General features: G+C 62.9%; 7 protein-coding genes and 1 tRNA gene. 5 read left to right on the top strand and 3 right to left on the bottom strand.

Features of this window, described 5'->3' with window-relative positions:
* The coding region (locus tag EN925_RS13320; RefSeq protein ID WP_128336598.1) for a DUF499 domain-containing protein at nucleotides 1-1,340 on the top strand (1,340 nt) is incomplete at its 5' end.
* Between the two features lie 189 nt (nucleotides 1,341-1,529).
* Here EN925_RS13320 and EN925_RS13315 read toward each other — a convergent pair.
* Nucleotides 1,530-1,604 (bottom strand) — tRNA-Gly (locus EN925_RS13315).
* A gap of 254 nt (nucleotides 1,605-1,858) precedes the next feature.
* On the opposite strand from EN925_RS13315, the gene EN925_RS13310 reads away from it, so the two are divergent.
* The 4 genes from EN925_RS13310 (at nucleotide 1,859) to EN925_RS13295 (ending at nucleotide 4,469) form a co-directional block, all read left to right on the top strand.
* Nucleotides 1,859-2,356 (top strand): prolyl-tRNA synthetase associated domain-containing protein, encoded by a 498-nt coding sequence (locus tag EN925_RS13310; protein WP_127384857.1) that lies wholly within the window; start codon nucleotides 1,859-1,861, stop codon nucleotides 2,354-2,356.
* An 84-nt stretch (nucleotides 2,357-2,440) separates the two neighbouring features.
* Nucleotides 2,441-3,442, top strand: a complete 1,002-nt coding sequence (gene trxA / locus EN925_RS13305; RefSeq protein WP_063169575.1) for a thioredoxin — start codon at nucleotides 2,441-2,443, stop codon at nucleotides 3,440-3,442.
* Between the two features lie 106 nt (nucleotides 3,443-3,548).
* Entirely contained in the window at nucleotides 3,549-4,220 is a 672-nt protein-coding gene (locus EN925_RS13300) for an LON peptidase substrate-binding domain-containing protein (protein ID WP_013528774.1), read from the top strand.
* A 9-nt stretch (nucleotides 4,221-4,229) separates the two neighbouring features.
* Nucleotides 4,230-4,469: a Trm112 family protein gene (locus tag EN925_RS13295; RefSeq protein WP_127388386.1), complete on the top strand. Its 240-nt coding sequence runs from the start codon at nucleotides 4,230-4,232 to the stop codon at nucleotides 4,467-4,469.
* Between the two features lie 95 nt (nucleotides 4,470-4,564).
* On the opposite strand, the gene EN925_RS13290 is transcribed toward EN925_RS13295, so the two are convergent.
* Nucleotides 4,565-7,912, bottom strand: coding sequence for an error-prone DNA polymerase (locus EN925_RS13290; protein WP_128336597.1), 3,348 nt, complete (start codon nucleotides 7,910-7,912; stop codon nucleotides 4,565-4,567).
* Nucleotides 7,909-8,187 (bottom strand): DUF6504 family protein (locus tag EN925_RS13285; RefSeq protein ID WP_245487222.1); only part of this gene is annotated, 279 nt, incomplete at its 5' end. The genes EN925_RS13290 and EN925_RS13285, both read right to left, overlap by 4 nt.

Below are 8,187 nucleotides of genomic sequence, written 5' to 3'. Positions count from 1 at the left end.
ACCACTATGAAGAGGCGGGTCGCTATTGGTTTTCGACCCAGCCCACCCTGAACCGCCTAGCTGACGATCGCGCCAAAGCGCTGCCGGATCACGAAGTCGATGCCGCAATCACCGAAGTGCTCCGCGAGGACGCAGCCAGCAAAGGCGGGTTCCATCGCGTCTTCGCCGCGCCGGACGATCCGGTGACGATCGACGAAGCGCATTCGCTTTCGCTTGTAATCCTGAATCCTAGTCTGGTTCACGCAGGGAGAGGAGCCGCAATGTCGCCAGCGAGTGACGCCGTGGCGGATGCACTAATGAGGTGCCGTGCTTCCCAACGTCGCTTGCGGAATACGCTTATCTTCGTCGCTCCTGATGAAGCGAACCTAGACACCGCGCGGGAAGTGATGCGCAAAGCGATGGCGTGGGCTTCGATCGACCATGACGTGAACAACGAGAAAGGTCGCCTCCGATCGCAGACAACAAGAACGCAAGCCGACGATGCCAAGGATAAGGCGAAGACCAACCGCGAGTCGGCGCTGAAAGCGATCCGCGCTGCCTGGAGCCACATACTTTATCCGGTAAAGAGCGAAACCCCCGGAAAGCCCTTCGATCTTGAACATAGCCTGATCTCCTCTCGCGACAGGGCCGCGATCCCACATGTTGTCTACGATAAGACAAAGGCCGACGGGATTGTCCTTGAAAAGCTGGGCACCGAGCGGCTTTGGCACGCGCTGAAGCCGATCTGGCCAGATGATCGCCCCCACCTATCCATTACCGAAATCGCCGATTGGTTTGCGGCTTATGTCTATCTGCCGAAATTGCGCGATAGGATCGTCCTGGAAGGCTCGGTTCGCGATGCTATTGCGAAACTCGATCCACAGTTCGGTTATGCCGATGGCTTCGACCAGGCCACGGGAAAGTACCATAGGCTGATCTGGGCAAAGAACCCACCGGAGTTCGCGTCTCTAACGGCGATGATCGTGCGGGAAGCGGAGGCGCAGAAGCAACTAAACGAAGAAGGCGTCCCTGCGCCTCGGTTGGAGCCAGGGGCATTGCCTGGCTCGACAGCTCATCCGGGCAGTCCCGACCCTGGCGGAACAAGACCGTCCGCACCCGGCAAACCTCGACGTTTCTATGGCTCTGTCGAGCTCGACATGGTCCGCCCCGTTAAATCATTTGACGCGATCCTCAATGCCGTGGTGATGGAGCTTCAGCGCACACACAGTGCGAAGGTGAAACTAACGCTCGAAATCGAGGCCGAAGCGAGCGACGGCTTTGCAGACAGTGAAGTTAGCGTCGTTCGCGACAACGCCCGGCAGCTCAAGTTCAAATCCGAATCAACCGGCTTTGAAGATTGATTCAGCTTTAATGAAAGTTAGAAAGCGGAATTTCACGGAGATGCGTCGGCCTGCCCGAAAATTGACTGAACATGTCGACCGCGCGGGTGACTGTGCCGATCTACGCACTCCCCCTGGCGCTCCCCGGCGCCAGATAGCAAAAAGGCCCGGTTACCCGGGCCCTTTATGCTTTTCAAATCTAAGAAGATTTGGAGCGGGTGAAGCGATTCGAACGCTCGACCCCAACCTTGGCAAGGTTGTGCTCTACCCCTGAGCTACACCCGCTCGCACGGCGTCTTGGCCGCAAGCCGGGCCTATATGGCTGAAGAGCGCGGCGATTGCAACAGGGAAATCGCAGGCTTTTTTACGACCCGGCAAGCGAGGCCGGCAAGCCGCCGGCGGGCGCGCGAGTGGCACGCGGCGGGGGCGCCACCGCAAAGGGCGGGTGCCGCTCACCGTGATGTCGCATGACGGTCTTGTGTCGGCTGCCCCATTGGCCGTAAACGGCTGGCTAGAGAAACGGGACGAAGACGAAACCGATGCCGAAGACCGAAACCGATTTGATGGCCTTTCTCGCCGAACTCGGGATTGCCGCCTCGACGAAGCGCCATCCGCCGCTCTACACGGTCGCGGATTCGCAGGCGCTGCGCGGCGAGATCGCCGGCGGGCACACGAAAAACCTGTTCCTGAAGGACAAGAAAGACAATTTCTTTCTGGTCACCGTCGGCGAGGACGCGGTCGTCGACCTGAAGCAGATCCACCAAGTGATCGGCGCCGCCAGCCGGGTTTCTTTCGGCAAACCGGAGATGCTGATGGAGCTGCTCGGCGTCACGCCGGGCGCCGTCACGGTCTTTGGCATCATCAACGACACGGCAAACAGGGTCAAGCTCGTGCTCGACAAGGATTTGATGGAGCATGCGGTGATCAATGGGCATCCGCTGACCAATGAGGCGACGACATCGATCGCAGCGAGCGACCTGATCAGATTCGTCGAGGCAACCGGGCACGATGCTGCTATCTTGAAAGTCTCCGCGTGATCGCCACATGGATGGCTTAAAACCGATGGTCTGAAGCATAGGGCGCCTGGCCGCCGGCCGGCGGCGCCACGGAAGGGTAAAGAGATGAGCGACAACAATCCGTTCGGCGGCCCCTTTGGCGGCAATGGCGGCCAGTACACCACCTCGGTGCAGTATGGTGGAACCGCGCCGGCGCCGGCGAAAGTCGCGCTTGGCGATACGCCCGCCGCTCCCGCCGATGTGATCAAGGACACGACGACGGCTGCCTTTGCCGCCGATGTCATCCAGGAATCGCGCCGCCAGCCGGTGCTGGTCGATTTCTGGGCGCCCTGGTGCGGACCTTGCAAGCAACTGACGCCGCAGCTGGAGAAGGCGGTCAAGGCCGCCGGCGGCAGGGTCAAGCTGGTCAAGATGAACATCGACGACCATCCGTCGATCGCCGGCCAGCTCGGCATCCAGTCGATCCCGGCGGTCATCGCCTTCAAGGACGGCCAGCCGGTCGATGGCTTCATGGGCGCCATCCCGGAGAGCCAGATCAACGAATTCATCACCAAGGTCGGCGGCAAGGGCAATGGCGCGCCGCCGGTGGCCGAAGCTCTGGCTGCGGCGACCGAGGCGCGCGACGCCGGCGACATGCAGACCGCGGCCGACATTTATGACGCCATCCTGGCGCAGGCGCCGGAGACGATCGAGGCGATCGCCGGACTGGGAGAGCTGCTGTTCGAGGCCGGCGACACGGAAGGCGCCGAGGCGCTTTTGGCAACAGCCCCGGAGGCCAAGAAGGATGCGCCGCCGGTGGCAGCCCTGCGCGCCAGGATGGCGGTTGCGGCGCAGGCGGCGGCTCTCGGCAATCCAGCCGAATTCGAGCGGCGCCTTGCGGAAAATCCCGGAGATCACCAGGCGCGTTTCGATCTGGCCATGATCCAGAACGCCAACGGCGACCGTACGGCCGCCGCCGACAATCTGCTGGCCATCATCAAGGCCGACCGGGCCTGGAACGAGGATGGCGCGAGGACGCAATTGCTGCAGCTGTTCGAGGCCTGGGGCATGACCGACGAGGCGACGCTGGCCGCGCGCCGCAAATTGTCGGCGCTGCTGTTTTCCTGAGCCGGCTGCCGGTTGTTTTGCCGCACGGGCTTGGCGTCGGCGATGATTGCGCCAGATTAGGGCCAAGAACTCACGCGCTTTTTGATGGCGCGATCGGAGGAATGAGGTGCAAGCGGGAAACGCGCATTACCGGCTCGCCAAGGATTTGCCGTCGACGATCCCTATCTTTCCGCTCGAGGGGGCGCTTTTGCTGCCGGGAGGCCGCATGCCGCTCAACATCTTCGAGCCGCGCTATCTGCAGATGGTGGACGAGGCGATCGCCGGCTCGCGGCTCATCGGCGTCATCCAGCCCAGTCTCGACGGGGCCTTGCGCGACGACGGCGAGCCGGAACTCTGCAATGTCGGTTGCGCCGGGCGCATCATCGCCTTTTCCGAGAGCGGCGACGGCCGTTACCTGATTTCGCTGCAGGGCGTGTGCCGGTTCCGCATCGCCCATGAATTGACGGTCAAGACGCCGTTTCGCCAGTGCAAGCCCTCGCCTTTCCTTGCCGATCTCGATGAGGACCAGGCGGGCAACGAGATCGACCGGCCATCGCTGCTCAAGGCATTTCGCGCCTATCTGCAGGCCAACGACCTCGAGGCCGACTGGGAAAGCGTCAGCCGGGCCGAAAATGCCATGCTGGTCAATGCGTTGTCGATGATGGCGCCCTACGGGCCAGCCGAGAAACAGGCGCTGCTCGAAGCGGCGGATTTGAAGACCCGGGCCGAGACGCTGATCGCCATCACCGAAATGGCGCTGGCGCGCGAGAATGAGGATTTTGGGTCGAGTTTGCAGTAAGAGGGCGCGATGGCGGACGGACGTGACGGGAAGAAGGTCGACCCCAGGCTGCTGGAACTCTTGGCCTGCCCACTGACCAAGGGGCCGCTGGCCTGGGATCCGGAGCGCGGCGAACTGATTTCCAGGGTCGCCAAGATTGCCTATCCGGTGCGTGACGGCATCCCGATCATGCTGCCTTCCGAGGCGCGGACGCTTTCGGTGGAGGATGTGCTGGCCCCGCCACCGCCACGTTTGGGTGGGCCGGGCTGAGGGGCACGTTTCTTGTACCCAATAGGCCGGCAGGACAGAGGGGGCGCGAAGGATCGCCGACGTCCGCTTTCGTTCCGTTCTTGGCATGGCCTTGCCTACTGAAAATTCCGCCCCTTGGGCATGACCTGTTCCGCTTCTTCCGACAGCGTTGCGAGATCCTGCCGGATCGGCGCGCTTTGTTTGGCGGGGCTGAAGCGATCCGAACCGTCCTTGGCGAGGTCTCTCGGAGGAACCACTGGTGCAGCCTCGCTGACCTTCTCCAGAAGCACGGTCAGCCAGGGCGTCAGATCCTCGATCTTCTCGGCAACGATGTGGACCACACCCGATTCCGACTGCAATTTCCCGGTGACCTTGACGAACCGGGCCCCCATGACGATAGGCCGATAGCGGTCGAAGGTTCTTTGCCAGAAGATGATGTTGGCCACCGCCTTGTCGTCCTCCAGCGTCAGGAAGATCGCATTGCCCTTGCCGGGGCGCTGCCGCACCAGCACGAGGCCGGCGACCGAGACGCGCCTGCCATCGCGCACGGAAGGAAGATTCGCATTGGGGATGACGCCGGCGCGGTCGAGCCGCTCGCGCAGGAAGGCGACCGGATGCGCCTTCAGCGACAGGCCGAGCGCGCGGTAATCGTGGATGACATGCTCGCCGAGCGGCATTTTCGGCAGCCTCGTCTCCGGTTCCAGCTCGCGCAGGCGAAGCGCCGGCTGGTCGAACAGCGGCAGCCTTTCGGCGGCGCTCTTGCCGTCGAGCGCGCGCACCGCCCACAAGGCTTCGCGACGATCAAGACCGAGCGAGCGAAAGGCATCGGCCTGCGCCAGTTTTTCGATCTCGCCGACATCGAGGCCGGAGCGCAGCCAGACATCCCTGACGGATACATAGCCTGAGCCGCGCCGCTCGACGAAAGCCTCCATGCGCTCTTTCGACAGGCCCTTGATCTGGCGGAAGCCGAGCCGGACGGCATGCTTCGTCTCGATGACGTCGCGCATTTCGGCATGGCGTGGCAGGATGCGGGCCGGATCGAAAGGCGCCTTTTCCAACGTACAATCCCACACCGAAAAATTGACGTCGACGTCGCAGATGTCGACGCCATGGTCGCTTGCGTCGCGCACGAGTTGGGCCGGCTGGTAAAACCCCATCGGCTGCGAATTCAGGATCGCGGCGCAGAACACGTCGGGATAGAAGGTCTTGAACCAGCAGGAGGCATAGACGAGCAGGGCGAAGGAAGCAGCATGGCTTTCAGGAAAGCCGTATTCGCCAAAGCCCTCGATCTGCTTGAAGCAGCGCTCGGCGAAGTCCTTCGTGTAGCCCTTGCCGACCATGCCATTGATCATACGGTCGCGGTAATTGCCGATGGTGCCGGTGCGCTTGAAGGTGGCCATGGCGCGGCGCAGTTCATCGGCTTCGCCCGGTTTGAAACCGCCGGCGACGATGGCGATATTCATCGCCTGTTCCTGGAACAGCGGTACGCCAAGCGTTTTCTTGAGGATCGCTTCCAGCTCCGGCTTTTGATACTCGGCCTGTTCCTTGCCTTGCCGGCGGCGCAGATAGGGATGGACCATATCGCCCTGGATCGGGCCCGGCCGAACGATCGCCACCTCGATGACGAGATCATAAAAGGTTTTCGGCTGGAGGCGCGGCAGCATCGACATCTGGGCCCGCGATTCGATCTGGAAGACGCCGAGCGTGTCGGCGCGGCAGATCATCTTGTAGACCTGCCTGTCCTCCGGCGGCAGGGTGGCCAACACATAGGGCTGCCCATAATCATCCCGCGCATTAGGATAGTGATCCGTGAGCAAGGTGAAGGCGCGTTGCAGGCAGGTCAGCATGCCGAGCGCCAGCACGTCGACTTTCAAGATCTTCACCGCGTCGAGATCGTCCTTGTCCCATTCGACCATCTTGCGCTCGTCCATCGCCGTCTTGACGATGGGCACAATCTCGTCGAGCCGGTCCCTGGTGATGACGAAGCCGCCGACATGCTGGGAGAGATGGCGGGGGAAGCCCATGATCTCATTGGCACGCTCCATCACGTGCCTCGACACCGGGTCGGTGCGGTCGAGGCCGCCGGCGCGGGCTTCCTTCTCGCCAAGCTCCGATGTCGACCAACCCCAGATCGAGCCGGAAAGCGATGCCCTGACATCCTCGGACAGGCCCATCGCCTTCGACACTTCGCGCAGCGCCGACCGGCCGCGATAGCTGATGACGGCGGCGGCAAGTGCCGTGCGCTTGCCGCTGTATTTCTCGTAGATGTACTGGATTACGGTTTCGCGCTTTTCGTGCTCGAAATCGACGTCGATATCCGGCGGCTCGTTTCTCTCCTCGGAAATGAAGCGCTCGAAGAGCGAATCGATTTTTTCCGGCCCCACTTCGGTGATGCCGATGCAGAAGCAGACGACCGAATTGGCGGCTGATCCACGTCCCTGGCAGAGAATATCCTTGCTGCGCGCGAACTTGACGATGTCGTAGACAGTCAGGAAATAGCGGGCATAGTTGAGGCGTTCGATCAAAGCGAGCTCTTCCTCGATGCGCTTGGTCACGGAATCCGGCACACCAGCCGGATAGCGGTTCGCCGCCCCCTCCCGCGCCAGTCGCGCCAGCTCCGCCTGTGGACCAAGACCCGATTCCGTCGGCTCGTCGGGGTAATTGTACTGGAGGTCGCCAAGCGAAAAAGTCAGCTCTTGCGCAAACCGCAGCGTCTCGGCCAGCGCCTGCGGGTGCCGGCGGAACAGGCGGCCCATCTCCATCGGCGGCTTCAGATGGCGCTCGGCATTGGCGGAGAGTTGCAGCCCGACCTCGGCAACGGGCGTGTTGAGGCGGATCGCGGTCAGCACGTCCTGCAGCGGGCGCCGTTCGGCGGTGTGATAAAGAACGTCGTTGGTCGCCATCAGCGGAATGCCGGCGCTCTCGGCAAGTGCTGCCGCCTGCTCGATCCGGAAACGGTCATTGCCGGCGTAGTCGGGCGAAACGCCAAGCCGCAGGTTCCTGCCGAAACGGCCCTTGAGCTCACCAAGCAAGGCAAGACTGTCTTGCGCCCCCGTCGACAGACCGGGCAGGACCGCCAGCGACATCAGGTCACCCCATTCGAGCAGGTCGCCGCGCTGGAGAAGGGTGGCGCCTTTTTCGTTCTCGTTGCGCAGATTGGCTTGCGTCAGCATGCGGCAGAGGTGCCCCCAGCCCTTGCGGTCCTGGGGATAGGCGAGGATGTCCGGCGTGCCGTCGTCAAAAACCAGCCGGCAGCCGGGGTGATAGGAGAGTTTTTCGACCTTGGCCTGCTGCCAGGCGCGCACCACGCCGGCCACCGTGTTGCGATCGGCAAGTCCGATCGCCGAGAAGCCCAGGAGCTTGGCCGCGACCACCAGCTCCTCCGGCTTGGAGGCGCCGCGCAGGAAGGAGAAATTCGACTGGATGCCGAACTCGGCATAGGGAATGACGGTCAGCGCGTTCATGCGAAGACTCCATGCAGGAACCAGCGCGGCGGGACTTGCGAGGCGCCGCCGTAGAGGCCTTGCCGGTAGAGCCAGTAGCGGCGGCCGTCGGCATCCTCGATGCGGAAATAGTCGCGCGTCGATGCCGCCTCGTCGCTTGGCGCTTCCCGCCACCATTCGGCGGCGATGCGTTCCGGCCCTTCGGCGCGCTTGACCCGGTAGAGCGCGCGCCGCCAGCGGAAGTTCAGCGGCGGTCCTTCCGGCATTTCGGTGGCCGGCACATCGATGGGTTCGGG

Origin of the sequence: Mesorhizobium sp. M7A.F.Ca.US.006.04.2.1 (assembly GCF_004022915.1) — a bacterium.
Taxonomy (GTDB): Bacteria; Pseudomonadota; Alphaproteobacteria; order Rhizobiales; family Rhizobiaceae; genus Mesorhizobium; species Mesorhizobium ciceri.
Note: the sequence above shows the minus strand (reverse complement) of the source record. Positions and strands in the feature narration are given on the sequence as shown.

Bases quoted from the DNA above. Each gene is read 5' to 3' on its own strand.
- EN925_RS13290 (WP_128336597.1), bottom strand. From the start codon at position 7,912: ATGAACGCGCTGACCGTCATTCCCTATGCCGAGTTCGGCATCCAGTCG.
- EN925_RS13295 (WP_127388386.1), top strand. From the start codon at position 4,230: ATGGCGGACGGACGTGACGGGAAGAAGGTCGACCCCAGGCTGCTGGAA.
- trxA (WP_063169575.1), top strand. From the start codon at position 2,441: ATGAGCGACAACAATCCGTTCGGCGGCCCCTTTGGCGGCAATGGCGGC.
- EN925_RS13310 (WP_127384857.1), top strand. From the start codon at position 1,859: ATGCCGAAGACCGAAACCGATTTGATGGCCTTTCTCGCCGAACTCGGG.